This window comes from Streptomyces sp. NPDC091376 (genome assembly GCF_044757085.1).
Classification (GTDB): domain Bacteria; phylum Actinomycetota; class Actinomycetes; order Streptomycetales; family Streptomycetaceae; genus Streptomyces; species Streptomyces pratisoli.
This window is the reverse complement of record NZ_JBIVUF010000001.1, coordinates 589,840-616,601: the sequence shown is the minus strand read 5'-3', so window position 1 is coordinate 616,601 and position 26,762 is coordinate 589,840. Positions and strand designations below refer to the sequence as shown.

The following is a 26,762-nucleotide window of genomic DNA, read 5'->3' as shown; positions in this document are numbered from 1 at the left end:
AGCGGAGCCCGGCACCTCCTAGTGGCCGCGCTCCGCTCCGCCGTTGACCTGGATGACCTGGGACGTGATGTGGCCGGCGGCGGGTGAGGCCAGCCAGCGCAGGGTCTGGGCGACATCGCCCGGGTGCCCGGCCCGGCCGGTGGAGGTCTCCGCGACGAGTCTCTGGCGGCGCTCGCCCGGGATCTCGCCGCCGAAGAACCCGGTCTCCTCGATGAAGCCGGGCGCGACCAGGTTCACCGTGATGCCGCGCGGCCCGAGTTGGCGGGCGAGGTCGTGCGCGTACGGGTGCAGGGCGGCCTTCGAGGCGGCGTAGGCACCCGAGCCCGAACCACGGTAGGCGGCGATGGAGCTGAGGAAGAGCACCCGGCCGCCGGGCGTGGCCAGGTGGTCCTTGAGGGCCTCGGTCAGCAGCGTCGCCGTGAGCGTGTTGAGCCGGAAGTTGACGGTCCAGTCGTGGGCGACGGCGTCCAGCGGGTCCTCGAACCCGGGCTGCTGCTCCAGCCTCCCGTTGCCGCCCGCGCTGTGCACGAGCACGTCGACGGTGCCGTACTCCCGCTCGGCGAACACGGCCACACGGCGGGCGCCTTGGGGTTCGCTGAGATCGGCGGCGCAGTAGCGGGCGCCGGGAATCCGCTCGGCCGCCCGCGCGAGGACCTCCTCGCGCCGTCCGACCAGCAGCACCTGCTCCCCGTCCGCGGCGAACGCCTCCGCCGCCGCGAGCCCGATCCCGGTACCTCCACCACTGATCACCACGGTGCGCGCCATGCCGTGATCCTACGACCGGACTCCCGGGATCCGGCCGACGGCGACCCGGTGGACGGCACTTCGGATCAACGGTTCGGATCAGCGTCGACGTCAGCGGTCCGAGGGCAGGTCCGGGGGCAGAAGTCCGAGGGCTGAGGTTCGGGGCAGAGCTCCGGGGGCAGAGCTCCGGGGGCAGAGGGGCCCGTGCCGGCGGTCCGGGTCAGCGGAGGCTGCGGACGTCGAGTTGCAGCAGCACCCGGTCCACCACCTCGGGGTCGGCGCCCGGCTCGCTGCGTGCCGCGAGCACTTCATGGCGTGCGGCCGAGAGCATCTCGCGCTGGACGCGCTGGAGGGTGCGCTGCCGGCCGGCCCTCTTGGCGAACCACTCGCGCCGTTCCTCGTCGACGATGTTCGGGCTGATCCGGGTGCCGATGTCGTACGCCGCTCGCTGCAGCCGCTCGGCGATGTCCTCCGGCAGCTCCTCGACCTCCTCGATCTCCTTCAGCCGGTGCTTGGCCGCCTTGGCCGCGCGCAGTGCGAGCTGACGCTCCAGTGCCCGCTCGGCATCCGTGTCCGCCCGTACACCGAGCCGCTTCACCAGCCAGGGCAGTGTGAGTCCCTGCGCGACCAGGGTCGTCATGATCACCGCGAAGGCGATGAAGATGATCTCGTCGCGGGCCGGGAACGGCGCCCCGTCATCGGTCCGCAGCGGAATAGCCAGCGCCAGCGCGACCGACGCGACACCCCGCATCCCGGACCACCACATGACCACGGTCTCGCGCCAGCCGACGGGGATCTCCTCGTCGTAGTCGCGCCGCTTGTGCAGCCGCTTGGTGAGCCAGGTGGCGGGCAGCAGGTACAGCAGCCGTACGCCGACGACGACCCCGACGACGAGCGCGGCCCACCCCATCAGGCCGGCCTCCCCCACGAGGGCGGTGCCGAAGACATGGTGGAGTTCGAGCCCGATGAGCCCGAACGCGACCCCGGTGACCAGGGTGTCCACGATCTGCCAGAACGTGTTGCCCGCGAGCCGCCAGAAGACGTCGTCCGCGTCGGCGGCGTTCTCGGCGAGATAGAGGGCCGTCACCAGAACGGCCAGCACGCCCGAGCCCAGCAGGTCCTCCGCCAGCACATAGCTGATGAACGGCACGAGCAGCGTGAGCCCGATCTGCAGGGTGGCATCGCCGAGCAGGCTCATGAGCCGGTTGGACAGCCAGCCGAGCGCGAGACCGACCGCCACGGCCACCACGGCGGAGAGCACGAGTTCCCAGGCCGCCTCCGGCCAGGAGAACGATCCGCTGACCACCGCCCCGATCGCCACGTGGTAGAGCACGATCGCGGTCACGTCGTTGAAGAGCCCTTCGCCCTCCAGGATCGACACCAGTCTGCGGGGCAGCCCGAGAGTGCCCGCGACAGCGGTCGCGGCGACGGGATCGGGCGGGGCGACGAGCGCGCCGAGCACGACCGCGGCGGCGATCGGCAGTCCGGGGACGGCGGCGTGGGCGACGGCCGCGACCGCCGCCGTGGTGACGAAGACCAGCGCGACGGCGAGCAGCAGGATCGGCCGGACGTTGGCGGTGAACTGCCGCCAGGAGGTGCGCTGGACGGCGGCGTACAGCAGCGGCGGCAGCAGCAGGGGAAGGATGTACTCGGGCGGCAGCGCGACGTTCGGGACGAAGGGCAGCAGCGCGAGGACGGCCCCGACGAGGGTCATCAGCACAGGCGCCGGAAGCCCCAGCCGCTCCCCGAGCGGCACGGTCACCACGGCCCCCAGCAACAGCACGAACAGCAGGGCCAGTTGGTCCACGGAGCACCCCTCGGCGGTCGAGGCATCGACGTCGGAGCGTCAAGCCTGCCATGCGATTGTGCCGATTTGCCCCGAATCCACCCCCGCTACGGCCGACTTCCCGAGCCGTGGCTCCGTCGCGTGCCCCGCCGTACGGTCCTCGGCTCCGTCCATGGGCTCGCGTCGAGCCCCGTCGGACGACGGGGACCGGGCACCGCCGCTAAAGGGCCCGTCGCATCGCGCGGTGCGGAATGCCGGCGTCCGGGAACTCCGGACCGTACGCCTCGTACCCCAGCCGCTCGTAGAACGCGAGGGCATGCGTCTGCGCATGCAGGTCGACCGCACGCAGACCACGCGCCCGGGCCGCGGACTCGATCGCGCGTACCAGCGCCGCTCCGACGCCGAGGCCCCGCGCGGCCTTGGTCACCGCGAGACGGCCGAGCGAGCCGACCGAGGCGTCACCGCCGGTCTTGCCGGCCGCGGCCGGACCGTACAGCAGCCGGCCCGTGCCCAGCGGGCCGTCCGGGCCGACGGCCAGCACATGGACCGTGTCCGCGTCCGCCGCGTCGTACGCGTCGTACTCGATCTCCTGGGGCACCCGCTGCTCGACGACGAAGACCTCCTTGCGCACCGCGAAGCACGCCTCACGGTCCGCCGGGTCCGTCGCCTCCCGCACGGCATAGCCGCCGCCGGAGCCGGCCCGGCCGCTGTGGCCGTCGCTGGGGCCGCCGTGGTCGCTCATGCGCTCTCCGCCGCGATCCTGTCGAGCGCCGACCGCAGATCGGCGGGGTAGTCACTGGCGAACTCGACCCACTGGCCGTCCGAGGGGTGCTCGAAGCCGAGCCGCACCGCGTGCAGCCACTGCCGGGTCAGCCCCAGCCGTTTCGCCATGGTCGGGTCCGCGCCGTAGGTCAGATCGCCGACGCAGGGGTGCCGGTGGGCCGACATGTGCACCCGGATCTGGTGCGTACGCCCCGTCTCCAGCTTGATGTCCAGCAGCGAAGCGGCCCGGAACGCCTCGATCAGGTCGTAGTGGGTGACGGAGGGCTTGCCCTCGGCCGTCACCGCCCACTTGTAGTCGTGCTGGGGGTGGCGGCCGACGGGCGCGTCGATCGTGCCGCTCAGCGGGTCCGGGTGGCCCTGCACCAGGGCGTGGTACCGCTTGTCGACCGTGCGCTCCCGGAACTGCTGCTTCAGGAGGGTGTACGCCCGCTCGGACTTGGCGACCACCATCAGTCCGGACGTGCCCACGTCCAGCCGGTGCACAATGCCCTGCCGCTCCGCCGCGCCCGATGTCGAGATCCGGTACCCCGCCGCCGCGAGACCGCCGATCACCGTCGTGCCCGTCCAGCCGGGGCTGGGGTGGGCGGCCACGCCGACCGGCTTCACGATCACGACGATGTCGTCGTCGTCGTGCACGATCTCCATGCCCTCGACCGGCTCGGCGACGATCTGGACGGGTGCGGGCGCCTGCGGCATCTCCACCTCGAGCCACGCCCCGCCGTGCACACGCTCGGACTTTCCTACGACGGAGCCGTCGACCTGCACCTTGCCGGCGGCCGCCAGCTCAGCCGCCTTCGTACGCGAGAAGCCGAACATGCGGGAGATGGCGGCGTCGACACGCTCGCCCTCGAGGCCGTCGGGTACGGGCAGGGTGCGGGTTTCCGGAATCGTGCTCACCCGTCGAGTATGCCTTGTCCGGTCCTGTGACCGGCCCCGCCCTGTGGATGACCCGATCCACCCGGGTCAGTCCTTGTGGACGGTCCCGTCGGGGTCCAGGCCCTTGAAGGAAAGGATCACGATGAGGATGCCACCGCACACGATCGCCGAGTCGGCCAGGTTGAACACGGCGAAGTGGGCGGGCGCGATGAAGTCGACGACCGCGCCCTGGAAGACGCCCGGCGAACGGAAGATCCGGTCGGTCAGATTGCCCAGCGCACCGCCCAGCAGCAGCCCGAGCGCGATCGCCCACGGCACGCTGTAGAGCTTGCGCGCCAGCCGCGCGATCACCACGATCACCACGGCGGCGATGATGGTGAAGATGATCGTGAACGCCTCGCCGAAGCCGAAGGCGGCGCCGGGGTTGCGCACGGCCTCGAACTTCAGCAGATCGCCGATGACCTCGATCGGCTGGTGGTGCTCCAGCTTCGCCACCACGAGCATCTTGCTGCCGAGGTCCAGCAGGTACGCCACGGCGGCCACGGCGAACAGCACGAGGATCCGGCGCCTGCCCCTGGGCTGCTCGGCGGGAGCCGCAGCCTCGTCGTCTACGTCCGGCGTACCGATGATGCTCTCCGCCTCTGCCACGTGAGTCCCTCAACCTAGGTGCCTGACTGGTCACGAGGGTACGGCACACACGTACGGACCCGACCCGGGCCACCGCGCCGCAGCCACGCCGAGTACGGGCCCCGGTCCCGGGTCCCGTCGACGCGAGGACGAGCAGCCCGGTCCAGCCGGGCCCCGCCGACGCGAGGACGGGCCCGTGCACGGGCCCGTACTCGGCGAGTGGAGGCTCAGCCCCGCCGCTCCTGCTTCTGCTTGTCCTCCACGCAGAGCGTGGCCCTCGGGAACGCCTGCATCCGGGCCTTCCCGATCGGCTTGCCGCAGATCTCGCAGAGGCCGTAGGTCCCGGCGTCGAGGCGGTGCAGCGCACGCTCGGTCTGCTCGACCATCTCGCGGGCGTTGGCGGCGAGCGCCATCTCGTGCTCCCGCGTGATGTTCTTGGTGCCAGTGTCCGCCTGGTCGTCGCCCGCTCCGTCCCCGGAGTCGCGCATCAGCCCGGTCAGCGATTCCTCGGAGTGGCTGATCTCGGCCGTGAGCCGGGCCAGCTCGCTCTCCAGCTCGGCGCGCGCCTCGGCGACCTCCTCCGGCGTCCACGGGTCCTCGCCGGGCCGTACCGCGAGCTCTCCCGGCGCGGCGGCGACACGGGCCTGCGGCACCGCCGACGCGGTGTCCTTCGTGGCCGTACCGGACCCGCCCGCGCTCTTCTTGGCTGCCACCGTGCTGGCTCCCGTCTGCTCCGCGGCCTCGGCCGCCTCCTTGGCCGCCGTGGCGGCCTTCCTGGCGCCTGCCTTCGCAGCCGCCCCACTGCCCGTCGCCTTCGCCGCCGCCGCTGAGGAGGACGCCGTCGAGCGCCCCGCCGCCTGCTTGCCCGGGGTGCTCTTCCTCGCGGCCGCGGTCTTCGTCACCGGCGTGGTCTTCTCCGCCGTCGTGGCCTTCTCCGCCGTCGCGGTCCTCTTCCCCGACGCGGTCTTCTCGGTCGCGGTCTGCTTCCCGCTCGCGATCTTCCTCTCCGTCGCGGTCCGCTTCGCGTCGGTGGCCTTGGCGGTCGCCTTCTTCGCCGTCTTCCTGGCCGCCTTCTTCGCCGGCTCCTTCGCGGCCGCGGTCTGCTTCCCGGTCTTCCCGTCGAGTGCCGCGGCCTCGGCCCCGGCCGCGTCGTGCGCATTGTGCGCGCCGGCTCCGGACGCGTCGGCGTCGGTCACCTTCCTGGTGGTCTTCTTCGCGACGATGCGCTTCTTGCCGTTCGTGTCCTTGGCCGCCGCCCCCGCAGCGGCGGTGGACCTCGCTGACGCCGTCTTCTTCACGGCGGTCTTCTTCGCCACCATGGCCGCGGCCCCTTCACATATTGTGATCTTGCTCGCGATTCGTGCTGGGACGATAAATCGACCCCAGCGCCGCGGCAACGGGGCACGCCGCCTCTCGGGCCCGCCCCGCGCCTCACCGAACGCGAGCCTGCATCCGTTGTGCCCAGCTCCCCGCCCCCTAATCCGCCGGGGCGGAGCCACCGGATCCGGCACGGCTCCGTATGCCCATTCGGGTCATGCGCGGGGCCGGTCCCGGGTCGCGCGCGGGGCCGGTGCACGGCCCGCGAAGGGCCCCGCCTCGCGTCGCGGAAAACCGGTCTGCCGCGCCGCGCCCGGGCCCGTACACTGGGCGCAGCGAAAGGCGTGGATGGGGACCAGTAGCGTCGTACGCAGCCATGAGCGACCCGGGGACGGTGAGAGCCCGGGGGCGAGCGCGGTGCGAAGCATCACCCCGGAGCCGCCGGAAGAACGTCTGCGGGAATCCGCCAGGCCAGTAGACCCGGCATCGCGACCCCAATGAGGGGGCTCACCGGCCGTGCGCCGGAGGGCCAAGGAGGGTGGTACCGCGGGAGCGCATCGGCTCTCGTCCCTCCGACGGAAGAGACACCGTTGGAGGAGCTCCTACATGACGCCGCCGCAGTACCGCCAGGTACCCGCCCAGGTCGACCTGTCCGCGCTGGAGCACGCCGTGCTCGACTTCTGGCGCGAGAACAAGGTCTTCGCGAAGAGCCTCGACCAGTCCGAGGGCCGCCCCGAGTGGGTCTTCTACGAGGGCCCGCCCACCGCGAACGGCATGCCCGGCGCCCACCACATCGAGGCCCGCGTCTTCAAGGACGTCTTCCCTCGTTTCCGCACCATGCGCGGCTACCACGTGGCCCGCAAGGCCGGCTGGGACTGCCATGGCCTGCCCGTCGAGCTCGCCGTCGAGAAGGAGCTCGGCTTCAACGGCAAGAAGGACATCGAGGCGTACGGCATCGCGGAGTTCAACGCCAAGTGCCGTGAGTCGGTGACCCGCCACACGGACGCGTTCGCCGAGCTCACGACCCGGATGGGCTACTGGGTCGACCTCGACGAGGCGTACCGGACGATGGACCCCGAGTACATCGAGTCGGTCTGGTGGTCCCTGAAGGAGATCTTCGACAAGGGACTGCTGGTCCAGGACCACCGGGTCGCCCCCTGGTGCCCTCGCTGCGGCACCGGCCTGTCCGACCACGAGCTGGCGCAGGGCTACGAGACGGTCGTCGACCCCTCCGTCTTCGTCCGCTTCCCGCTGACGTCCGGCCCGCTGGCGGGCGAGGCCTCGCTGCTCGTCTGGACGACGACCCCGTGGACGCTGGTCTCGAACACCGCGGTGGCCGCGCACCCCGAGGTCACCTACGTCGTGGCGACGAACGGCGAGGAGCAGCTCGTCGTCGCGCAGCCGCTGCTGGAGAAGGCCCTCGGCGTGGGGGCACCTCACGGGCCGCAGGGCCCAGGGGGAGGCTGGGAGGCCACGGGCCGGACGTTCACGGGCGCCGAGATGGAGCGCTGGACGTACGAGCGCCCCTTCCGGCTCGTCCCCTTCGACCAGCCCGCCCACTACGTCGTCAACGCCGAGTACGTGACGACCGAGGACGGTACGGGTCTGGTCCACCAGTCCCCCGCCTTCGGTGAGGACGACCTCAAGGTCTGCCGCCAGTACGGCCTGCCGGTCGTGAACCCGGTCCGCCCGGACGGCACCTTCGAGGAGGACGTGCCGCTGGTCGGCGGGGTCTTCTTCAAGAAGGCCGACGAGGCGCTCACGAAGGACCTGGACGGCCGCGGGCTGCTCTTCAAGCACATCCCGTACGAGCACAGCTATCCGCACTGCTGGCGGTGCCACACGGCGCTGCTCTACTACGCGCAGCCGTCCTGGTACATCCGTACGACCGCGATCAAGGACCGGCTCCTCGAGGAGAACGAGAACACGAACTGGTTCCCGGACTCGGTCAAGACCGGCCGGTACGGGGACTGGCTGAACAACAACATCGACTGGGCACTCTCCCGCAACCGCTACTGGGGCACGCCGCTGCCGATCTGGCGCTGCGAGGAGAACCACCCGACGTGCGTGGGCTCCCTCGCCGAGCTGACCGAGCTGACGGGCACGGACCAGTCCTCGCTGGACCCGCACCGCCCGTTCATCGACGAGATCACCTTCGCCTGCCCGCAGGACGGCTGCGGGCGGACCGCGACCCGCGTCCCCGAGGTCATCGACGCCTGGTACGACTCGGGTTCGATGCCGTTCGCGCAGTGGGGCTACCCGTACAAGAACAAGGAGATCTTCGAGAAGCGCTACCCGGCGCAGTTCATCTCGGAGGCGATCGACCAGACCCGCGGCTGGTTCTACACGCTGATGGCGGTCGGCACGCTGGTCTTCGACAAGTCGTCGTACGAGAACGTGGTGTGCCTCGGCCACATCCTCGCCGAGGACGGCCGCAAGATGTCCAAGCACCTGGGCAACATCCTGCAGCCGATCCCGCTGATGGACCAGCACGGCGCGGACGCGGTGCGCTGGTTCATGGCGGCCGGCGGCTCGCCCTGGGCGGCCCGGCGCGTGGGTCACGGCACGATCCAGGAGGTCGTGCGCAAGACGCTGCTGACGTACTGGAACACGGTGGCGTTCCAGGCGCTGTACGCCCGTACGTCGGGCTGGGCGCCGTCGGCCGCCGACCCGGCGCCGAAGGACCGCACGGTTCTCGACCGCTGGCTGCTCTCCGAGCTGCACGCGCTCGTGGACCAGGTGACGCAGGCCCTGGAGGCCTACGACACGCAGCGCGCCGGCAAGCTGATCTCGTCGTTCGTCGACGATCTGTCGAACTGGTACGTGCGCCGCTCGCGCCGCCGCTTCTGGCAGGGCGACGCGGCCGCGCTGCGCACGCTCCACGACGTGATCGAGACCGTCACCAGGCTGATGGCGCCGCTGACCCCGTTCATCACGGAGCGGGTCTGGCAGGACCTGGTGGTCCCGGTGGCTCCCGAGGCTCCCGAGTCCGTCCACCTGTCCACCTGGCCCGACGCGGACCTGTCGGCAATCGACCCGGCGCTGTCCCAGCAGATGGCGCTGGTGCGCCGGCTGGTCGAGCTCGGCCGCGCCACCCGCGCGGAGTCCGGCGTCAAGACCCGCCAGCCGCTGTCGCGTGCGCTGGTCGCGGTGACGGGCTTCGAGACGCTGTCCCCGGAGCTGCACACGCAGATCACCGAGGAGCTCAACGTCTCCTCGCTGGCCTCCCTGTCCGAGGTCGGGGGCTCGCTCGTCGACACGACGGCGAAGGCGAACTTCCGGGCGCTGGGCAAGCGCTTCGGCAAGGGGGTCCAGGACGTCGCCAAGGCGGTCGCGGCGGCGGACGCGGCGGCGCTGTCGCTGGCGCTGCGCTCCGGCTCCGCGTCGGTGACGGTGAACGGCGAGGAGGTGACCCTCTCCCCCGAGGAGGTCATCATCACGGAGACCCCGCGCGAGGGTTGGTCGGTCGCCTCGGACCAGGGCGCGACGGTCGCCCTGGATCTGGAGATCACTCCGGAGCTGCGGCGCGCGGGCCTGGCCCGTGACGCGATCCGGCTGATCCAGGAGGCCCGTAAGAACAGCGGCCTGGACGTGGCGGACCGCATCGCGCTCCGCTGGTCCTCCGAGGACCCCGAGGTCACTTCGGCCCTCGCGGACCACGCCTCGCTGATCGCGGACGAGGTGCTGGCGACGGACTTCGCCATGGGCGACGCCGACGACGCGTACGGCGCCCCGTTCACGGACGAGGGGCTGTCCCTGGCCTTCCGCCTGCGCAAGGTCTGAGAACGAACGCCCGACGGGCCCGGTCGCGTCTGCGGCCGGGCCCGTCGGCCTTTCCCGCGCTTCCAGCGGCTCCGTCGATGTGCGGCTCCGCCGCGAGGGGACCCCGGTTCTCGCACGCCTGACGGGCTGCGACCACCGGCCTTCTCGGCGGTCGAGGCACCGGGTTACGGGGGCGGACGGGCTCGCGAAACCGGTTCCGCGCACACAACAGGGCCGGGCCCGGGACATGTTGTCCCGGGCCCGGCCCTGGAGCCTGCCGACGGCTACGCGCTCATCGCGCGGCAGCCCGCCGTCAGTTGTCGTCCTCGTCGATGAGGAATCCGCGCATCGGCGACGGCGCCTGCTGCATCGGCTGCGGGCCCTGCGGCCGCACCGGTGCCATCGGCTGGGTCATCGCCGGCGACATCTGCTGCTGACCGCCGTACGACGGAGCGCCGCCCATCTGCTGGTTGCCGCCCATCGTCTGGTTGCCGAAGGACGGGGCACCCGCGCCGGCCGGAGCCATCGACGGGGAAGGCGGCAGCGACGCGGCCGCGGGGGTCCGCGGCGGGGCCAGCGAGTCGTCGGCCTGGGTCTCCAGCTGACGCAGCTGGCTCTCCAGGTACGACTTCAGCCGCGTGCGGTACTCGCGCTCGAAGCCGCGCAGGTCCTCGACCTTGCGCTCCAGCGTGGCGCGGGCCGACTCCAGCGAGCCCATCGCGACGCGGTGCTTCTCCTGCGCGTCCCGCTCCAGCGCGTCGGCCTTGGCGCGGGCGTCCCGCTCCAGGCCCTCGGCGCGCGACCGGGCCTCACCGACGATCTTGTTGGCCTCGGAACGGGCCTCCGCGATCGCCTGGTCGGCGGTCTGCTGGGCAAGGGAGAGCACTCGGGCCGCGCTGTCGCCGCCCGGGCCCTGGCCCGGCAGCTGCGGGCCGTGACCGCCCATGGGGCCGCCCATCGGACCACCCATGGGACCGCCCTGCATCGGGCCGGGACCCATCGGGCCGCCCTGCGGGTGACCCTGGGGACCGTGACCACCGTGACCACCGTGACCACCGGGACCGGCGGGCAGCTGCGGAGCTCCACCGGGCAGCTGGGGCGGACCCATCTGCGGGGGCTGCTGCTGGACCGGCGGTCCGGATATGGCGGCGGGCACGGGAGCACCGGGACCGCGGCCGTCCTGCGGCTCCGGCGGCTTGCGCATGCCCTGCTGCTGCTGGTTCTGCGCGGCCGCACGGGTCGCCGCCGCCAGCTTGGCGCGCAGGTCCTCGTTCTCGCGGAGCAGGCGAGTCAGCTCGGCCTCGACCTCGTCAAGAAAGGCATCGACCTCGTCCTCGTCATAGCCTTCTCGGAGGCGGACGGTCGTGAACTGCTTGTTCCGCACGTCCTCGGGGGTCAGCGGCATCTCTTCTTCACCTCTACGTAGTCGTCGGCAGTCGGCAAGACCGTATCGTTCACATCCCTCTCCCCACGCTGCTCACGACGGAGATCAGGATGTAGACGATGATCATCAGAACGAAGAAGGACAGGTCTAGTGCCACGCCCCCGAGACGCAGCGGCGGAATGAACCGCCGCAGAAGCTTGAGCGGTGGATCGGTGACAGTGTAGGTGGCCTCCAGGACGACCACCATCGCCTTGCCGGGTTGCCACGAGCGGGCGAACTGGAAGACGTAGTCCATGACCAGCCGGAAGATCAGCACGATGAGGAAGCACATCAGCGCGATGTAGATCACCTGCAGTGCGACGCTCATCCCGCGCTTCCCTCTCCCCTGGCTCTCATTGTCGGCCTCGCGGCCGGATCGTTCCCTCGGTTGTGTTCTGACTCGTTCTAGCTCTGGTTGAAGAACCCGCCCTCTGCGATGCGGGCCTTGTCCTCCGCCGTGACATCGACGTTAGCAGGCGAGAGGAGGAAGACCTTCTGAGTCACCCGCTCAATGCTGCCATGCAGACCGAAGACGAGTCCCGCGGCAAAGTCGACAAGTCGCTTCGCATCGGTGTCGTCCATCTCCGTGAGATTCATGATCACCGGGGTGCCCTCACGGAAGTGTTCCCCGATGGTACGGGCCTCGTTGTAGGTCCGGGGGTGCAACGTGGTGATGCGGTAGGGCTCCCGCTCGGACACGACCTTGGGCATGATCACCGGTGCGTTCTTCTCCAGACTCGGACGTTCAGGTGTGATGGATGCCACGGGGGCGATTCGTGCCGGACGTCCGGATTCCGCGGCCAGCGAAGCGGCGCGCTGCGCCGGTTCGCGCGGCGCGGGCGGCTGGACCACACGCACCGGCTCTTCTCGTTCCACCTGATGCGGGGGCTGGTGCCGCCGGCGGTCCCGCTCGGGCTCCGGCTCCATCTCGGGTTCGAAGTCGTCGTCGGGGTCGAATCCCCGGCCGTCGTACCCATCGTCCTCCACGAGGCCGAGGTAGACCGCCATCTTGCGCATCGCGCCGGCCATTCTCTGAGTCCTCCGCTCTGTGGTGGATCGGCTTCGTTCGGCTACGTCACCAAGTGCCCGCGATCCACTGGGCCCGTCCGCCTTTCGACGGAAATGACCATATTTTCTGCTGTGGTCCGACTTGCTTCGCGACGTTACCCGAGCCGGGGACGGACTCCGAGCACCGCCGTACCGACGCGCACGTGTGTCGCTCCGGCCGCCACTGCCTGTTCGAGATCCGCACTCATCCCTGCTGACACCATGTTCGCAGCCGGACGGTCCACGCGCAGGCGGGATGAGAATTCCATCAGCCGCTCGAACGCAGCCTGTTGACGTCCCGCGTACGGCCCCGACAGCGGCGCCACCGTCATCAGTCCGTCGAGCCGCAGCCCGGGCGAGCCCTCGACCGCCGCGGCCAACTCCTCGATCCCGTCGGGCGCGACGCCTCCACGGTCGCCCTGCCGACCCGACTCGGCGTCGAGGGCGACCTGGATCAGGCACCCCAGTTCACGTCCGGCGTTCACCGCAGCCGTGGACAGCGCGCGGACGAGCTTCAACCGGTCGACGGACTGCACGATATCGGCGTAACCCGCAACAGAACGGACCTTGTTGGTCTGGAGCTGACCGACGAAGTGCCAGGTGAGCGACAGATCCGAGCAGGCGGCGGCCTTCGGGGCCGCCTCCTGGTCCTTGTTCTCGGCGACGTGCCGCACGCCCAGTTCGTGCAGCAGTCGCACATCGCTCGCGGGGTAGGTCTTGGTGACCACGATCATGGTCACCTCCTCCCGCTTGCGGCCTGCCGCGGCACAGGCGGTGGCGATACGTTCCTCCACGCGCGCCAGGTTCTCGGCGAGTTCGGTCCTGCGGTCGGTCATGCGTCGTCTCTTTCGCGGTCCAGCCAGACATATCCGGCAAGCCGCCCGGTGGTGCGGTCGCGGCGGTACGAGTAGTGGTCTTCCGACTCCAGTGTGCAGGCCGGTGACGCGCTCCGGTCCCGCACGCCGAGCGCCTCGAGCTGCGCGTGCACTCCGGCGGTGACGTCGATGGCCGGGGTGCCCCAGCTGGTCTCGGACCATGCCGCCGGTACCGCCGCGGCGACCTCCGCCCGCATGGCCTCCGGCACTTCGTAACAGCGTCCGCAGACCGCGGGTCCGGTCCTGGCGGTCATCCGGGCCGGTTCGGCGCCCAGTGCGATCATCGCCTCGACGGCGGCCCGGACCACTCCGGCGGCCATTCCGGGGCGTCCCGCGTGGGCGGCGCCCACCACCCCCGCGACCGGGTCGGCCAGCAGCACCGGGGTGCAGTCGGCGGTGAGGACCGCGAGCGGCAGTCCGCGCCGGGCGGTCACCACGGCGTCCACCGCGGGGATGTCGGCGCCGGCCCAGGGGCCTTCGACGACGGCGACGTCCCGGCCGTGCACCTGGTTCATCCAGACGACGAGGCCCGGGTCGAGGCCCAGCCGCCCGGCGGCGAGCTCCCGGTTCGTACGGACGGCGACGGGGTCGTCACCGACCGCGCCGCCGAGATTGAGCTCCTCGTACGGAGCGGCGCTCACCCCGCCCCACCGGTCGGTGAAAGCGAAGTGGGCGCCGCTCACGCTGTTGTGCTCCCGTATCACTTCAAGATCACTTCAGGAAGTCCGGGACATCCAGTTCCTCGGCCGAGCTGTCGTACGGCCGGGCCGGCGGGACCTGCGGGGACGGGCTCTGCGAGGACGAGGTGTCCTTCGCCATCGGGGCCGGCTCGGCCGGGGACTCCTCGCGCTGCGGGACCGTGCCGAGTCCGCCGAGCGAGCGCGCGGTCTCGGTGCGGGCCGGCTGCGCGGGCTCCTCGCGCTTGGCGGAGGAGGAGCCGATCACGTTGTCCCTGCGGGTGGGGGGCTGGCCCCCGTCGAAGCCCGCGGCGATGACCGTGACCCGCACCTCGTCGCCCAGCGCGTCGTCGATGACGGCGCCGAAGATGATGTTGGCCTCGGGGTGGGCGGCCTCGCTCACCAGCTGGGCCGCCTCGTTGATCTCGAAGAGACCGAGGTCCGAGCCGCCCGAGATGGAGAGCAGCACACCGCGGGCGCCGTCGATGGACGCCTCCAGCAGCGGCGAGGAGATCGCCATCTCGGCCGCGGCCACCGCGCGGTCGTCGCCGCGGGCCGAGCCGATGCCCATGAGGGCGGAGCCGGCCTCGGACATGACCGACTTGACGTCGGCGAAGTCGAGGTTGATGAGACCGGGGGTGGTGATGAGGTCGGTGATGCCCTGGACACCGGACAGCAGTACCTGGTCCGCGGACTTGAACGCGTCGAGCACGCTGACCTGGCGGTCCGAGATGGACAGCAGCCGGTCGTTCGGGATGACGATGAGGGTGTCGACCTCTTCGCGGAGCTCGGCGATGCCGTCCTCCGCCTGGTTGGCGCGGCGGCGGCCCTCGAAGGTGAAGGGCCGGGTGACCACGCCGATGGTCAGCGCGCCGAGCGAGCGCGCGATGTTGGCCACGACGGGGGCGCCGCCGGTGCCGGTGCCGCCGCCTTCGCCGGCGGTGACGAAGACCATGTCGGCCCCCTTGAGGACCTCCTCGATCTCCTCCCGGTGGTCCTCTGCCGCCTTGCGGCCGACTGCCGGGTTGGCCCCGGCCCCGAGGCCGCGGGTGAGTTCCCGGCCGACGTCGAGCTTGACGTCGGCGTCGCTCATCAACAGTGCTTGCGCGTCGGTGTTGATCGCGATGAACTCGACGCCCTTGAGACCGACCTCGATCATTCGGTTGATGGCATTGACACCACCGCCGCCGACACCGATGACCTTGATGACTGCGAGGTAGTTCTGCGGTGCTGCCACGTCGAAGGCCTCTCGCCTCGAGTTACGTGTCGCCGCTTCGCGGTGGTTCCCGCGCCGCGACGACGGATGCCGATGGGACGGTCCGAAACGCCGACCCAAACCCTAACGTTGAAGTTTAGGGTTACCAGTGTCTCTACTTCCTGGACTCTCTCGAACGAGACACTAAGTCGACAAGTGGCGTGCGTTCAACGAACACGCCGAACCTCCCGTTTTTCTTTTCACCCTATGTGATCAGCCGTTGCGCTGACCAACCAGGGTGCTGGCCTGCGCGTTTGTGCGTCAACTCGCCGACGCGGCAGGCGCGGTGGGAGCACTCACATCGAAGTACCCCGCACGGGACGCGGCTTTCATCAGGGCGGTGAGCGTACGGGCCTTGACTTCGCCGTCCTCGCTGCTTCCCCACATCACGGTGCGGCCGCGCGTCAGCCTCAGCGTGATGGAGTCGTACGAGAGGACCTCGACGGACCGGAGGTCCTTCGCCACCGGTGCGGGGAGTTCGGGAATGACGAGCGACGCCTCCCTCAGCAGGCGCTGCTCGCCGAAGCGCCGCACGCTCGCCGACTGATTCGCCGTCAATTTCACCAATGGGACGCCTTTGGGGGCTTTGTCCACCGTGGCGAAGCGCACGCCCTTCGCGTCCACTTCGATGAACCGTGCGCCCTTCTCCATGAGGAGTACGGGCTCGCGCTCGGTCACCTTCAGCACGACTCCGTGCGGCCACGACCGGTCGGCCTCGACCGACTCGATACGGGCAAGCCGCTTGCGCAGCCGGTTCTCAATCCCACCCAGATCGATGGAAACCAGCGGCGTCCCGATGGGCACGTCGGCCGCCGCCTCGACCTCACGGGGCGTCAGAACCCTGGTGCCGGACACCTCGACCCGCTCGGCACGCACCCACGAGGAGCCGTAGAGCACCCAGAAGCCGCCCGCGACGAGCAGGGCGGCGAGGAGGGACAGCAGGACGGGAGGGCCGGGGAGCCGGGGGCGGCGGGGTGCGGAACCGCCCTTGCGGGCAGGGCCGGCCGACGACGGGCCGTTCGGCTTGCGTGTGCCGCGTTCGGCGGTCGTCGGTCCGGCCATGCTCCCTGCCCTTCGCCGTGCCTATCGGCGTGAGGCGATCGCCTCATACACCATTCCGACAAGCAGATCGTCTGCGTCCCGGCGGCCGAACTCGGCGGCCGCGCGGGACATCTCGTACAGCCGGTGCGGATCGGCGAGCACCGGGAGCACGTGGCCCTGGACCCACTGGGGGGTCAGTTCGGCGTCGTCGACCAGCAGTCCACCGCCGGCCTTCACCACCGGTTGGGCGTTGAGCCGCTGTTCGCCGTTGCCGATCGGCAGCGGTACGTAGGCGGCGGGCAGCCCGACGGCGGAGAGTTCGGCGACGGTCATGGCGCCCGCCCGGCAGAGCATCATGTCGGCCGCGGCGTACGCGAGATCCATCCGGTCCACGTACGGTACCGGGATGTACGGCGGCATTCCCGGCATGTTGTCCGCGCGCGGCAGTTCGTTCTTCGGGCCGACCACGTGCAGGATCTGGATGCCGGAGCGCTGGAGCAGCGGAGCGACCTGCTCGACCACCTCGTTGAGGCGGCGGGCGCCCTGCGAGCCGCCGGAGACCAGCAGCGTCGGCAGGTTGGGGTCGAGACCGAACGCGGCGCGCGCCTCGGGTCGGACTCGGGCCCGGTCGAGGGTGGCGATGGAGCGGCGCAGCGGGATGCCGATGTAGCGGGCGCCCCGCAGCTTGCTGTCGGGCGTCGAGACGGCGACGGCCGCGGCGTACCGCGAGCCGATCTTGTTGGCCAGGCCCGGGCGGGCGTTGGCCTCGTGGACGACGATCGGCACACCGAGGCGCTTGGCCGCGAGATAGCCGGGCAGCGCGACATAGCCGCCGAAGCCGACGACGGCGTCGGCCTTCGTGTGCTCCAGGATCTGCTCCGCGGCCTTGATCGTGCCGCGCAGCCGTCCCGGGACGGTGATCAGCTCGGGCGTGGGCTTGCGGGGCAGCGGTACGGCGGGGATCAGGGCCAGATCGTAGCCACGCTCGGGAACGAGCCTGGTCTCCAGACCGCGCTCTGTTCCGAGGGCCGTGATACCCACGGTCGGATCCTGCCTCCGCAGGGCGTCCGCGAGGGCGAGCGCGGGCTCGATGTGGCCGGCGGTCCCCCCGCCGGCGAGTACGACATGCACCGAAATTCACCGCTCTCCGGACGGACGCTCCTTGACGCGCCGTCTCATCGTCTTCCATCTCACCCCGGGCCTCCGCACGGCCAGCGCCGCCTTCGCCGCGGGATCCTCTCGCGCGAAGGCGATCAGGAGTCCCACGGCGAACATGGTCGGCAGCAGGGCCGACCCTCCGTAGGAGAACAGCGGGAGAGGGACACCGGCGATCGGCAGCAGACCGAGCACCGCACCGATGTTGACCACGGCCTGGGCCGTGATCCAGGTGGTCACACCTCCCGCGGCGTACCTCACGAAGGGGTCCTCCGTGCGTCCGGCCACGCGGATACCCGCATAGCCTAGAGCCGCGAAGAGAGCGAGCACCGACAGCGTCCCCGCCAGACCCAGTTCCTCCCCGGTGATGGCGAAGATGAAGTCGGTGTGGGCTTCCGGGAGTTGCCCCCATTTTTCCACACTCGCCCCGATGCCGGATCCGAACCATCCGCCGGAGGCGAGGGCATAGATCCCGTGCACGGCCTGCCAGCAGTGGTCGTCGGGGCCGGGGTCGGTGGCACCGACGCACTGGAACCGCGCCATACGGTTCGCACTGGTCTTGATCAGGATGGTGCCGATCACCGTGGCGACGGACAGGACGCCGACGAACAGCCTGGTCGGAGCGCCCGCCAGCCACAGCAGCCCGAAGAGGATCGCGGTCAGGATGATCGCGGTGCCCATGTCACCGCCGAGCATGATCAGCCCGAGCAGCATGAAGGCGACGGGGACCAGGGGGACGAGCAGGTGCTTCCACTGCGTGAGCAGCCGTTTGTCCTGCTTGCGGGCGAGCAGGTCGGCGCCCCAGAGGATCAGGGCGAGCTTGCCGAACTCGCTGGGTTGCAGCTGGAAGGGGCCGCCGAGCGAGATCCAGTTCTGGTTGCCGTTGACGGACTGCCCTATCCCGGGGACCTGCACGAGCACCATCAGGAAGGCGCTGACCACGAGGATGGGATAGGCGAGCGCGCGGTGGAGCTTGATCGGCATCCGGGAGGCGAGCAGAAGCAGTCCGCCGCCGATGACGGCGGCCAGGAACTGTTTGCGGAAGAAGTACGAGGAGGGCAGCGAGTACTTCAGCGCGGTGATCATCGAGGCGGAGTAGACCATGACCAGGCCGAGCACGGTGATGAGCAGTCCTGCGCCGAGGATCACGTAGTACGCGGTGAGCGGCCGGTCCCAGGCCCGGCGGGCCTGCTCGTAGGCACGGCGGACCGTGCCGCCGCGGGGTGGGCGCGGGGCGCCGCCCGTGCGGGCCCCGGCGCGGGCCGCCTCGGGCCGCCGCGGGGCGGGCCGTCCCGCGGTCCCGCTGCGCAGGGCCAGGCCGGGCACGCCGGCGAGGGCAGGCGCTCCGGCGAAGGCGGGCGCGGGCATGAGGGCCTGTGCCAGGGCGGCGGCAGCGCGGGAGAGCCTCCTCGCCGCGCCCTCACCCGGAGCCGCGTCCGGGACGTGTCCCGCTCCCGTGACCGGAGGCTTCTCCCCACGGACTCCGGTACGGCCTCCGGCCGTGTCCCCGGCCGCCGTACGGGCCGCGGTGGAGGCTCGCCGACGACCGCTGCCCGCGGGCTCGGGGGCGGAGTCCCGACGGAGCGGGGAGGGGGACAGGGACGGGGACTCCTCCCGGCCGGGACTCCCGGGGAGGGCCGGCCGCGGAACGGCCCCGTCCGGGACGCGTGGGAGCATCATCGCGCCGGACCGTGGAGGAGCCTGTGAGGAGCCGGGTCCGGAGGGCGTGGCCGGCCGGCCCGAAGGCTCGGGCGCCCCGGAGCCGGGCGCGGCGGTGGCGTCGGGTGGCATGGTTCGCTGTCCCCTCCAGTCGTGGCCGACGCCGCCGGATCGTGGCGGCGGGGCCAGGGCCGGTCAGGCGCGTTCGGCGGCGAGGGCGCGGACCGCGTCCGCGAAGGCCTCGCCTCGCTTGTTGTAGTTGACGAACATGTCCATCGAGGCGCAGGCGGGAGCCAGCAGAACCGTGTCCCCCGGCCGCGCGAGCCGTGCCGCTTCGCGGACCGCCGCCGACATCGCCCCAGTGTCGGTCCGGTCGAGGTCGACCACCGGGACCTCGGGCGCGTGTCGCGTCAGGGCTTCGGCGATCAGCGCCCGGTCCGCGCCGATGAGCACGACGCCGCGCAGTCTCTTCGCCGACTTCTCGACGAGGTCGTCGAACGTCGCACCCTTGGCGAGGCCGCCCGCGATCCAGACGATCGGGTCGTACGACGCCAAGGAGGCTTCCGTGGCATGGGTGTTGGTGGCCTTGGAGTCGTCCACGTACGCGACGCCGTCGACCTCGTCCACGTACTCGATACGGTGCGCGTCGGGCCGGAAGGCCCGCAGTCCGTCCCGCACCGCGGCGGGCTCGACACCGTACGCACGGGCCAACGCGGCCGCGGCGAGGGCGTTGGCGATGTTGTGCGGGGCGGGCGGGTCGATGTCGGAGACCTCGGCCAGCTCCTGGGCCTGCTTCTGCCGGTTCTCGACGAACGCGCGGTCCACGAGGATGCCGTCCACGACACCGAGTTGTGAGGGTCCGGGGGTGCCGAGGGTGAAACCGATCGCGCGGCAGCCCTCCTCGACGTCGGCCTCGCGGACCAGGTCCTCGGTGGCGGGGTCGGCCACGTTGTAGACGCAGGCGACCGTGTTGCCCTCGTAGATGCGGCCCTTGTCGGCGGCGTACGCCTCCATGGAGCCGTGCCAGTCGAGGTGGTCGGGCGCGAGGTTGAGCACGACGGCGGAGTGGGCGCGCAGTGAGGGCGCCCAGTGCAGCTGGTAGCTGGACAGCTCGACGGCGAGGACGTCGTACGTCTCGTCGCCCAGTACGGCGTCCAGCAGCGAGACGCCGATGTTGCCGACGGCCGCCGTCCTCAGGCCCGCCGCCTCCAGGATCGAGGCGAGCATCCGGACCGTCGTGGTCTTGCCGTTGGTGCCGGTGACCGCGAGCCAGGGAGCCGCGCCGGGTCCGCGCAGCCGCCAGGCCAGTTCGACGTCTCCCCAGATCTCGACGCCCGCCTCGGCGGCGGCGGCGAACAGGGGCTTGTCGGGCTTCCAGCCGGGCGCCGTGACGATCAGCTCGGTGCCCGCCGGCAGGGTGGCACCGTCGCCGAGGCGGACGGTGATGCCCGCCGCCTCCAGCTCCGCCGCCTGCGCCTTCGCGCGCTCGTCGTCGCCGTCGTTGACGACCGTGACGATCGCGCCGAGGCCGTGCAGGACGCGGGCGGCCGGAATGCCGCTCACGCCCAGCCCGGCGACGGTGACGCGCTTGCCCTGCCAGTCCCGCGTGGTCACTTGTCGGCCGCCCAGCCCGCGTAGAAGAGTCCCAGACCCACGATGACGCACATGCCCTGAATGATCCAGAAACGGACCACCACAAGGACTTCCGACCACCCCTTGAGTTCGAAGTGGTGCTGCAGCGGAGCCATCCGGAAGACGCGCTTCCCGGTGAGCCGGAAGGAGCCGACCTGGATGACCACGGACATGGTGATGAGGACGAACAGGCCGCCGAGGAGTGCGAGCAGCAGCTCCGTGCGCGAGCAGATCGCGAGGCCGGCGAGCGCGCCGCCGAGCGCGAGCGAGCCGGTGTCGCCCATGAAGATCTTGGCGGGCGAGGTGTTCCACCACAGGAAGCCGAAGCAGGCGCCCATCAGCGCGGAGGCGACGACCGCGAGGTCGAGCGGATCGCGCACCTCGAAGCAGGCGTTGGGGTTCGTCAGCGTCATCGCGTTGGCGCAGGACTCCTGGAACTGCCAGAGCCCGATGAAGGTGTACGCGCCGAAGACCATCACGGAGGCGCCGGTGGCCAGACCGTCCAGACCGTCGGTCAGGTTCACGCCGTTCGACATCGCGAGGATCATGAACAGCGCCCAGATCACGAACAGCACCGGTCCGATCGACCAGCCGAAGTCGGTGACGAACGACAGCTTGGTGGAGGCCGGGGTGTTGCCGCGGATGTCCGCGAACTGGAGGGCCAGCACCGCGAAGGCGATGCCGACGATCAGCTGTCCGGCCATCTTCGCCTTGGCCCGCAGGCCGAGCGACCGCTGCTTGACGATCTTGATGTAGTCGTCGAGGAAGCCGACCAGGCCCATGCCCGCCATCAGGAACAGCACCAGCACGCCCGAGAACGTCGGGTCCTCACCGGTGATCACCTTGGCGAGGGCGTACGCGATCAGCGTGGCCAGGATGAAGGCGATGCCGCCCATGGTGGGCGTGCCCTTCTTGCTGCCGTGGCTGCGCGGGCCGTCGTCGCGGATGAACTGCCCGTATCCCTTGCGAGCCAGCAGCTTGATCAGCAGCGGGGTGCCGATGAGCGTCAGGAAGAGGCCGATGGCCCCCGCGAAGAGGATCTGCCTCATCGGCCGGTGACCTGCCCCTCGGAGCCGTCGGTGCCGGCGAGCAGCGCCTCGGCGATCCGCTCGAGCCCGGCCGACCTGGAAGCCTTCACCAGCACGACGTCTCCCGGGCGCAGCTCTCTGCGCAACAGTTCGACCGCCGCCTGCGTGTCGGACACGTGCACCGACTCCTCACCCCACGAACCCTCGTTATAGGCGCCCAGTTGCAACCAGGACGCTTCCCTGCCCCCGACTGCGACGAGCTTGCTGACGTTGAGCCGGACGGCGAGCCGTCCGACCGCGTCGTGCTCGGCCAGCGACTCGCCCCCGAGCTCGGCCATCGGGCCGAGCACCGCCCACGTGCGTCCCCCGGCGGCCTGGGCGGCCGCGCCCATGGCCGCGAGCGCACGCAGGGCGGCTCGCATGGACTCGGGGTTCGCGTTGTAGGCGTCGTTGACGACCGTCACGCCGTCCGTTCGCTCGGTGACCTCCATACGCCAGCGGGAGAGGGTGCCGGCCTCCGAGAGCGCGGTGGCGATCTCGTCGACGGACATGCCCAGCTCATGGGCGACGGCGGCCGCGGCGAGCGCGTTCGACACGTGGTGCTCACCGTACAGCCGCAGGGTCACGTCGCTGCACCCGGAGGGTGTGCGAAGGCGGAATGCGGGCTGTCCGCTCGGCATCAGCCGGACGTTCTCGGCGCGTACGTCCGCTTCGTCCGACTCACCGAAGAACACGAGACGTGCCTTCGTACGGGAGGCCATGGCGCGCACGAGGGGATCGTCGGCGTTGAGGACGGCCACCCCGCCCTCTTCGGCGGCGGGCAGCGACTCGACGAGCTCGCCCTTGGCCTCGGCGATCTGCTCGCGGCCGCCGAACTCGCCGATGTGGGCGGTGCCGACGTTGAGCACGACGCCGACGCGCGGCGGGGTGAGACCGGCGAGGTAGCGGATGTGGCCGATGCCGCGGGCGCCCATCTCCAGGACCAGGAACCTGGTCTCCTCGGTGGCGCTCAGCGCGGTCAGCGGCAGGCCGATCTCGTTGTTGAGGGAGCCGGGGGTCCAGACGGTCGGCGCCTTGCGCTGCAGCACCTGTGCGATGAGGTCCTTGGTGCTGGTCTTGCCCGCGGAGCCGGTGAGCGCGACGAGGGTCGCGCCGAGCCGCTCGACGACGGCGCGTGCCAGTGCGCCGAGCGCCGCCCGGACGTCGTCGACGACGATCGCGGGGACGCCGACGGGACGCGAGGCCAGTACGGCGACCGCGCCCGCGGCGACCACGTCCGCGGCGTAGTCGTGCCCGTCGACCCGCTCGCCGACGAAGGCGGCGAAGAGGCTGCCGGACTCGATCTCACGGGAGTCCCGGACGACGGGTCCCGTGACGCACACGGACGGATCCGGTATGTCGTAGGGCCGCCCGCCGACGATTTCGGCGATCTCGGCGAGGGAGAGGGCGATCAATGCTTCATCCCTGACTGTTCATGTGACGTCTTGCGGCTGTGTTCGATCGCTTCGCGCAGCACCTGGCGGTCGTCGAAGGGGCGGACCACTCCGGCGATGTCCTGGCCCTGCTCATGGCCCTTGCCGGCGATCAGCACGGTGTCACCGGCCTCCGCCCGGGCGACGGCCGCGCTGATGGCCGCGGCGCGGTCCGCGTCGACCAGGACGTCGCCGCGCTCGTGCGCCGGCACCTCGGCGGCGCCCGCGAGCATCGCGGCGATGATCGCGAGCGGGTCCTCGGAGCGGGGGTTGTCCGAGGTCAGCAGCGCGGTGTCGGAGAAGCGGGCGGCGGCGGCGCCCATCGGGCCGCGCTTGGTGCGGTCGCGGTCGCCGCCACAGCCGAGCACGATGTGCAGCTTGCCCTGGGTGACCTTGCGCAGCGAGCGGAGAACCGATTCGACGGCGTCCGTCTTGTGCGCGTAGTCGACCACCGCGAGGTACGGCTGGCCGGCGTCGACACGCTCCAGCCGCCCGGGCACGCCGGGCACCGCGGCGACACCGTCGGCCGCGGTCTGCGGATCGATCCCCGCGACGGCGAGGGTGACGATCGCGGCGAGGGTGTTGGCGACGTTGAACGGGCCGGGCAGCGGTGCCTCGGCGCGTACCCGCACGCCCTCCGGGCCGACGACGGTGAACGTGGAGCCCAGCGGGCCCACTTCGACGTCCTCGGCCCGCCAGTCGGCGTCGGGGTGGCCCTCGGCCGAGAAGCTCACCACCGGGATCCCGGCCTCCGCCACGAGGCGCTGACCGTAGTCGTCGTCGAGGTTGACGACGCCGCGGCGGGCGCGGGCCGGCGTGAACAGCTGGGCCTTGGCCTGGAAGTAGTCCTCCATGCCGGAGTGGAACTCCATGTGCTCCGGCGTGAGGTTGTTGAAGACGGCGACGTCGAAGACGCAGCCGTCGACGCGGCCGAGCACCAGCGCGTGGCTGGACACCTCCATCGCGACCGATTCGACGCCGCGCTCGCGCATCACCGCGAACAGCGCCTGCAGATCGGTGGCTTCGGGGGTGGTGCGCTCCGACTTGATGCGCTCGTCCTCGATGCGCATCTCGACGGTGCCGATCAGCCCGGTGCGGTGTCCGGCGCCGCGCAGTCCGCCCTCGATGAGGTAGGCCGTGGTGGTCTTGCCGGAGGTGCCGGTGATGCCGATCTGCAGCAGGCCCTCGCCCGGCCGTCCGTAGATGTCGGCGGCGAGCTCGCCCATCCGGCCGCGCGGGTTCTCCGTGACGAGCACCGGCAGTCCGGTCGCGGCCGCGCGGTCGGCACCCGTCGGGTCGGTGAGGATCGCGGCCGCGCCGAGATCCTTGGCCTGGGCGACGTAGTCGGCGCCGTGCAGGCGGGCACCGGGCAGCGCGGCGTAGACGTCCCCGGGACGCACGGCCCGGGAGTCGTGCGTGATGCCGGTGACCGCGCCGGAGCCCGGGGGCTCGACCCCCAGCCGGGCGGCCAGCTCTGCGAGGTCGGTCGCACGGACCTCGGCCGGACGGGGTGGGGCGGTTCGGTACTGATCAGCTTGTGGCACGGCGGTGAGCGTACCGGGCGTACCGGGACGGGCGCTAAATGAGGTGGCGCCCGGCACCTGGTTCCCGGAATCGGACGTGATCGTTCTCACTGGCTGTTCCTCCGGGGTCACGCGCCGGGTTCGAAGGTGACCGGCAGCCGGGCGGGGGCGTTGCCCGTCGGCGCGACCTGCAGGGTCTTGAGCGCGAACTCCATGACCTTCTTGTAGATGGGTCCGCAGATCTGGCCGCCGAAGTAGCTGCCCTTGGTGGGGTTCTGGATGGCGCAGTAGACGGTGATCTGCGGCTTGTCGGCGGGCGCGAAGCCCGCGAAGGAGGCGGTGTAGCCCCGGTAGCGGCCGAGTTCCGGGTCGACCCTGTTCGCCGTGCCGGTCTTGCCGGCGACGCGGTAGCCGGGGATCCGGGCCTTGGTGCCGGTGCCCTCCTCGTCGCCGACGACCGATTCGAGCATGGTGGCGAGGGTCTTGGCGGTCTTCTCGCTGACCACGCGGGTCGTCTCGGGGGCGGGTGCCGGGGCGAAGCGGCCGTCGGGGCCCTTGGTGCCGCGGACCAGGGTGGGTTCGACGCGTACGCCGCCGTTGGCGATGGTCGAGTAGACCGAGGCCGCCTGCATGGCGTTGATCGACAGGCCCTGGCCGAACGGGATCGTGTACTGCTGCGAGGTCGACCAGTCCTGGGGCTTGGCGAGGATGCCGGCGGTCTCACCGGGGTAGCCGAGCCCGGTCGGGCTGCCGATGCCGAACTTGCGCAGGTACGAGTAGAGGACCCGGTTGGCCTGCGCCTGGGTCTTGCCGAGCTGTCCGGTCGCCAGGATGGTGCCGATGTTGCTCGACTTGGCGAGGACGCCGTTGAGCGTCAGGTACCAGGTGGGGTGGTCGATGTCGTCCTTGAAGAGCCGGTCGCCGCGGTGGAGCCGGTTGGGGACGGTGACATGGGTGGCGGGCGTGGCCGCCTGTTCCTCCAGGACCGCGGCCATGGACATGACCTTGCTGGTGGACCCCGGTTCGTACACGTCCTGGAGGGCGGCGTTGCCCATGGCGGCGGCGTTGGCCCGGGAGATGTCGTTGGGGTTGAAGCCCGGGGCGTTGGCCATGGCCAGCACCTCGCCGGTCCTGGTGTTCTGCACGACCACGTAGCCGCGGTCCGCCTTGGACTTCGCCACCTGTTGGCTGATCGCCCGCTGGGCGGCCCACTGGAGGTCGCGGTCGATGGTGAGCTCGATGTCGGAGCCGGGGACGGCGGGCGTCTCGCGGGTTCCGGCGGTGGGCACCCGGCGGCCGCCGGACTGGGCGTAGGTGATGCTGCCGTCCTCGCCCGCCAGCTCCGTGTCGAGCATGGACTCCAGGCCGCCGGCGCCGCGGCCTTCGGCGTTGACGTAACCCAGTATCCCGGCGGCGAGATCGCCGTTGGGGTAGACGCGTTTGCTGCTGGTCTCCTGGAAGACGCCCGCGAGGACGTTGGCGCCGGCCCCGCCCGCGGCCCGGTCCGCCGCGGCCTTCTCGGCGAAGACGCTCTTGAGGTCCTGGATCTGCTTCCAGACCTGCGGCATCTGGCGGCGGGCCAGGACGGTGTAGCGGGACTTGGGGGCCTTGAGCTTGTTCGCCAGCTCGGCGGCGTCCTCGCCGACGATCGGCGCGAGCAGCGCGGCGGCCTGCTCGGGCGCGTCCGGGGCCTTGCTCTCCTCGGGCGTGAACATCTTCGGGTCGGCGGTGATGTCGTACGCGTCCACGCTGGTCGCCAGGGCGATCCCGGAACGGTCGGTGATCCTGCCGCGCTCGGCCGCCAGCTTGTGGCTCAGGTAGCGGTTCTTCTCCGCCTTGGCCGCGTACGTACCGGCGTCGACGGCCTGCACCTGCAGCAGCCGGACCACGAACGCCAGCATGACGAGGGTGAGGGCGAGGCTGACGAGCCGCAGCCGGGGCCGGGGGTTGCCGAGCCGGATCCGGCCGGGCGCCCCGGTCCGGCGGGGGCGGCGCGCGGCGGGACGGCCCCGGCCCGCGGGCCTGCCGGGACGTGCGGGGCCCGGCACACGGCGCCGCGGTGGTTCCTGGGGTGGCACTG

The 26,762-nt window shown here is 71.2% G+C and carries 21 protein-coding genes; 1 reads left to right on the top strand and 20 read right to left on the bottom strand.

Annotation, left to right across the window (positions count from 1 at the left end; genetic code table 11):
• Positions 1 to 18: 18 nt before the first annotated feature.
• The 6 genes from ACIQMR_RS02710 to ACIQMR_RS02685 all read right to left on the bottom strand — a co-directional run bounded on the left by ACIQMR_RS02710 (position 19) and on the right by ACIQMR_RS02685 (position 6,135).
• The gene (locus ACIQMR_RS02710; protein WP_401382014.1) at positions 19 to 765 is read right to left on the bottom strand and encodes an SDR family NAD(P)-dependent oxidoreductase; all 747 of its coding nucleotides are present in this window, start codon (positions 763 to 765) and stop codon (positions 19 to 21) included.
• A gap of 199 nt (positions 766 to 964) precedes the next feature.
• On the bottom strand, positions 965 to 2,551 hold the full coding sequence (locus tag ACIQMR_RS02705) for a Na+/H+ antiporter (protein ID WP_401382012.1): 1,587 nt from the start codon (positions 2,549 to 2,551) through the stop codon (positions 965 to 967).
• Between the two features lie 199 nt (positions 2,552 to 2,750).
• Positions 2,751 to 3,272, bottom strand: coding sequence for a GNAT family N-acetyltransferase (locus ACIQMR_RS02700; protein ID WP_401382010.1), 522 nt, complete (start codon positions 3,270 to 3,272; stop codon positions 2,751 to 2,753).
• Positions 3,269 to 4,210 (bottom strand): RluA family pseudouridine synthase, encoded by a 942-nt coding sequence (locus tag ACIQMR_RS02695; protein ID WP_401382007.1) that lies wholly within the window; start codon positions 4,208 to 4,210, stop codon positions 3,269 to 3,271. Before ACIQMR_RS02695 ends, ACIQMR_RS02700 begins: the two co-directional genes overlap by 4 nt.
• A 66-nt stretch (positions 4,211 to 4,276) precedes the next feature.
• Positions 4,277 to 4,837, bottom strand: a complete 561-nt coding sequence (lspA, locus tag ACIQMR_RS02690) for a signal peptidase II (RefSeq protein ID WP_401382005.1) — start codon at positions 4,835 to 4,837, stop codon at positions 4,277 to 4,279.
• 206 nt (positions 4,838 to 5,043) lie between these two features.
• The gene (locus ACIQMR_RS02685; RefSeq protein ID WP_401382002.1) at positions 5,044 to 6,135 is read right to left on the bottom strand and encodes a TraR/DksA family transcriptional regulator; all 1,092 of its coding nucleotides are present in this window, start codon (positions 6,133 to 6,135) and stop codon (positions 5,044 to 5,046) included.
• Positions 6,136 to 6,739: 604 nt separating this feature from the next.
• Between ACIQMR_RS02685 and ileS the strand changes: the two genes are divergently transcribed.
• Positions 6,740 to 9,916, top strand: coding sequence for an isoleucine--tRNA ligase (gene ileS / locus ACIQMR_RS02680; protein WP_401382000.1), 3,177 nt, complete (start codon positions 6,740 to 6,742; stop codon positions 9,914 to 9,916).
• 292 nt (positions 9,917 to 10,208) lie between these two features.
• Here the strand turns inward: ileS and ACIQMR_RS02675 are convergent, their stop codons facing one another.
• The 14 genes from ACIQMR_RS02675 to ACIQMR_RS02610 form a co-directional block, all read right to left on the bottom strand.
• Positions 10,209 to 11,300 carry a DivIVA domain-containing protein gene (locus tag ACIQMR_RS02675; protein WP_385479642.1) on the bottom strand — a complete coding sequence of 364 codons (1,092 nt, stop codon included), beginning with the start codon at positions 11,298 to 11,300 and terminating at the stop codon, positions 10,209 to 10,211.
• Positions 11,301 to 11,349: 49 nt separating this feature from the next.
• A complete protein-coding gene (locus ACIQMR_RS02670; protein WP_266374861.1) occupies positions 11,350 to 11,646 on the bottom strand; it encodes a YggT family protein in 297 nt (98 codons plus the stop codon).
• Between the two features lie 77 nt (positions 11,647 to 11,723).
• Complete coding sequence (locus tag ACIQMR_RS02665) at positions 11,724 to 12,347, bottom strand: cell division protein SepF (protein WP_401381996.1); 624 nt, start codon at positions 12,345 to 12,347, stop codon at positions 11,724 to 11,726.
• A 134-nt stretch (positions 12,348 to 12,481) separates the two neighbouring features.
• Positions 12,482 to 13,201 carry a YggS family pyridoxal phosphate-dependent enzyme gene (locus ACIQMR_RS02660; protein WP_401381994.1) on the bottom strand — a complete coding sequence of 240 codons (720 nt, stop codon included), beginning with the start codon at positions 13,199 to 13,201 and terminating at the stop codon, positions 12,482 to 12,484.
• Positions 13,198 to 13,923, bottom strand: a complete 726-nt coding sequence (pgeF, locus tag ACIQMR_RS02655; protein WP_401381992.1) for a peptidoglycan editing factor PgeF — start codon at positions 13,921 to 13,923, stop codon at positions 13,198 to 13,200. Before pgeF ends, ACIQMR_RS02660 begins: the two co-directional genes overlap by 4 nt.
• A 28-nt stretch (positions 13,924 to 13,951) precedes the next feature.
• Positions 13,952 to 15,154, bottom strand: coding sequence for a cell division protein FtsZ (gene ftsZ / locus ACIQMR_RS02650; protein WP_401381990.1), 1,203 nt, complete (start codon positions 15,152 to 15,154; stop codon positions 13,952 to 13,954).
• Positions 15,155 to 15,433: 279 nt separating this feature from the next.
• Positions 15,434 to 16,234, bottom strand: a complete 801-nt coding sequence (locus ACIQMR_RS02645; protein WP_401381988.1) for a cell division protein FtsQ/DivIB — start codon at positions 16,232 to 16,234, stop codon at positions 15,434 to 15,436.
• 21 nt (positions 16,235 to 16,255) lie between these two features.
• The gene (gene murG / locus ACIQMR_RS02640; protein WP_266374854.1) at positions 16,256 to 17,344 is read right to left on the bottom strand and encodes an undecaprenyldiphospho-muramoylpentapeptide beta-N-acetylglucosaminyltransferase; all 1,089 of its coding nucleotides are present in this window, start codon (positions 17,342 to 17,344) and stop codon (positions 16,256 to 16,258) included.
• 6 nt (positions 17,345 to 17,350) lie between these two features.
• A complete protein-coding gene (gene ftsW, locus ACIQMR_RS02635; RefSeq protein ID WP_401382674.1) occupies positions 17,351 to 18,736 on the bottom strand; it encodes a putative lipid II flippase FtsW in 1,386 nt (461 codons plus the stop codon).
• A 486-nt stretch (positions 18,737 to 19,222) separates the two neighbouring features.
• On the bottom strand, positions 19,223 to 20,641 hold the full coding sequence (gene murD / locus ACIQMR_RS02630) for a UDP-N-acetylmuramoyl-L-alanine--D-glutamate ligase (protein WP_401381985.1): 1,419 nt from the start codon (positions 20,639 to 20,641) through the stop codon (positions 19,223 to 19,225).
• The gene (gene mraY, locus ACIQMR_RS02625) at positions 20,638 to 21,708 is read right to left on the bottom strand and encodes a phospho-N-acetylmuramoyl-pentapeptide-transferase (protein WP_358664842.1); all 1,071 of its coding nucleotides are present in this window, start codon (positions 21,706 to 21,708) and stop codon (positions 20,638 to 20,640) included. Before mraY ends, murD begins: the two co-directional genes overlap by 4 nt.
• Positions 21,705 to 23,141 carry a UDP-N-acetylmuramoyl-tripeptide--D-alanyl-D-alanine ligase gene (gene murF / locus ACIQMR_RS02620; protein ID WP_401381983.1) on the bottom strand — a complete coding sequence of 479 codons (1,437 nt, stop codon included), beginning with the start codon at positions 23,139 to 23,141 and terminating at the stop codon, positions 21,705 to 21,707. Before murF ends, mraY begins: the two co-directional genes overlap by 4 nt.
• The gene (locus tag ACIQMR_RS02615) at positions 23,138 to 24,793 is read right to left on the bottom strand and encodes a UDP-N-acetylmuramoyl-L-alanyl-D-glutamate--2,6-diaminopimelate ligase (RefSeq protein ID WP_401381980.1); all 1,656 of its coding nucleotides are present in this window, start codon (positions 24,791 to 24,793) and stop codon (positions 23,138 to 23,140) included. The genes murF and ACIQMR_RS02615 overlap by 4 nt, the downstream gene beginning before the upstream one ends.
• Before the next feature lie 17 nt (positions 24,794 to 24,810).
• On the bottom strand, positions 24,811 to 26,760 hold the full coding sequence (locus ACIQMR_RS02610; protein WP_401381977.1) for a peptidoglycan D,D-transpeptidase FtsI family protein: 1,950 nt from the start codon (positions 26,758 to 26,760) through the stop codon (positions 24,811 to 24,813).
• Between the last annotated feature and the right edge of the window lie 2 nt (positions 26,761 to 26,762).

Coding starts and splice junctions, on each gene's coding strand:
- ACIQMR_RS02710 (WP_401382014.1), bottom strand. CDS start 765: ATGGCGCGCACCGTGGTGATCAGTGGTGGAGGTACCGGGATCGGGCTC.
- ACIQMR_RS02700 (WP_401382010.1), bottom strand. CDS start 3,272: ATGAGCGACCACGGCGGCCCCAGCGACGGCCACAGCGGCCGGGCCGGC.
- ACIQMR_RS02685 (WP_401382002.1), bottom strand. CDS start 6,135: ATGGTGGCGAAGAAGACCGCCGTGAAGAAGACGGCGTCAGCGAGGTCC.
- ileS (WP_401382000.1), top strand. CDS start 6,740: ATGACGCCGCCGCAGTACCGCCAGGTACCCGCCCAGGTCGACCTGTCC.
- ACIQMR_RS02675 (WP_385479642.1), bottom strand. CDS start 11,300: ATGCCGCTGACCCCCGAGGACGTGCGGAACAAGCAGTTCACGACCGTC.
- ACIQMR_RS02670 (WP_266374861.1), bottom strand. CDS start 11,646: ATGAGCGTCGCACTGCAGGTGATCTACATCGCGCTGATGTGCTTCCTC.
- ACIQMR_RS02665 (WP_401381996.1), bottom strand. CDS start 12,347: ATGGCCGGCGCGATGCGCAAGATGGCGGTCTACCTCGGCCTCGTGGAG.
- ACIQMR_RS02660 (WP_401381994.1), bottom strand. CDS start 13,201: ATGACCGACCGCAGGACCGAACTCGCCGAGAACCTGGCGCGCGTGGAG.
- ACIQMR_RS02645 (WP_401381988.1), bottom strand. CDS start 16,234: ATGGCCGGACCGACGACCGCCGAACGCGGCACACGCAAGCCGAACGGC.
- ftsW (WP_401382674.1), bottom strand. CDS start 18,736: ATGCCCGCGCCCGCCTTCGCCGGAGCGCCTGCCCTCGCCGGCGTGCCC.
- mraY (WP_358664842.1), bottom strand. CDS start 21,708: ATGAGGCAGATCCTCTTCGCGGGGGCCATCGGCCTCTTCCTGACGCTC.